General features: G+C 53.2%; 1 rRNA gene. It reads left to right on the forward strand.

Going from position 1 to position 1,616, the window contains the following annotated elements:
* The first annotated feature begins 55 nt into the window (after positions 1-55).
* A 16S ribosomal RNA gene (locus tag FCL49_RS24540) occupies positions 56-1,598 on the forward strand.
* Positions 1,599-1,616 lie beyond the last annotated feature (18 nt).

Consider the following 1,616-nt stretch of genomic DNA (forward strand, 5'->3'; position numbering starts at 1 on the left):
ATTACGAAAGTTAATTTTCGAGCATCGCTTCACGAGTTGAAGCAAATCAAGCTTTTAATTGAAGAGTTTGATCATGGCTCAGATTGAACGCTGGCGGCAGGCCTAACACATGCAAGTCGAGCGGTAGCACAGGAGAGCTTGCTCTCTGGGTGACGAGCGGCGGACGGGTGAGTAATGTCTGGGAAACTGCCTGATGGAGGGGGATAACTACTGGAAACGGTAGCTAATACCGCATAACGTCTTCGGACCAAAGTGGGGGACCTTCGGGCCTCACGCCATCAGATGTGCCCAGATGGGATTAGCTAGTAGGTGGGGTAATGGCTCACCTAGGCGACGATCCCTAGCTGGTCTGAGAGGATGACCAGCCACACTGGAACTGAGACACGGTCCAGACTCCTACGGGAGGCAGCAGTGGGGAATATTGCACAATGGGCGCAAGCCTGATGCAGCCATGCCGCGTGTGTGAAGAAGGCCTTCGGGTTGTAAAGCACTTTCAGCGAGGAGGAAGGGTTCAGTGTTAATAGCACTGTGCATTGACGTTACTCGCAGAAGAAGCACCGGCTAACTCCGTGCCAGCAGCCGCGGTAATACGGAGGGTGCAAGCGTTAATCGGAATTACTGGGCGTAAAGCGCACGCAGGCGGTTTGTTAAGTCAGATGTGAAATCCCCGCGCTTAACGTGGGAACTGCATTTGAAACTGGCAAGCTAGAGTCTTGTAGAGGGGGGTAGAATTCCAGGTGTAGCGGTGAAATGCGTAGAGATCTGGAGGAATACCGGTGGCGAAGGCGGCCCCCTGGACAAAGACTGACGCTCAGGTGCGAAAGCGTGGGGAGCAAACAGGATTAGATACCCTGGTAGTCCACGCTGTAAACGATGTCGACTTGGAGGTTGTGCCCTTGAGGCGTGGCTTCCGGAGCTAACGCGTTAAGTCGACCGCCTGGGGAGTACGGCCGCAAGGTTAAAACTCAAATGAATTGACGGGGGCCCGCACAAGCGGTGGAGCATGTGGTTTAATTCGATGCAACGCGAAGAACCTTACCTACTCTTGACATCCACAGAATTCGCTAGAGATAGCTTAGTGCCTTCGGGAACTGTGAGACAGGTGCTGCATGGCTGTCGTCAGCTCGTGTTGTGAAATGTTGGGTTAAGTCCCGCAACGAGCGCAACCCTTATCCTTTGTTGCCAGCACGTAATGGTGGGAACTCAAAGGAGACTGCCGGTGATAAACCGGAGGAAGGTGGGGATGACGTCAAGTCATCATGGCCCTTACGAGTAGGGCTACACACGTGCTACAATGGCGTATACAAAGAGAAGCGAACTCGCGAGAGCCAGCGGACCTCATAAAGTACGTCGTAGTCCGGATCGGAGTCTGCAACTCGACTCCGTGAAGTCGGAATCGCTAGTAATCGTAGATCAGAATGCTACGGTGAATACGTTCCCGGGCCTTGTACACACCGCCCGTCACACCATGGGAGTGGGTTGCAAAAGAAGTAGGTAGCTTAACCTTCGGGAGGGCGCTTACCACTTTGTGATTCATGACTGGGGTGAAGTCGTAACAAGGTAACCGTAGGGGAACCTGCGGTTGGATCACCTCCTTACCTAATGATATTGATTCG

The sequence above is a fragment of the Serratia proteamaculans genome (genome assembly GCF_013337185.1).
GTDB classification, from domain to species: Bacteria; Pseudomonadota; Gammaproteobacteria; order Enterobacterales; family Enterobacteriaceae; genus Serratia; species Serratia proteamaculans_D.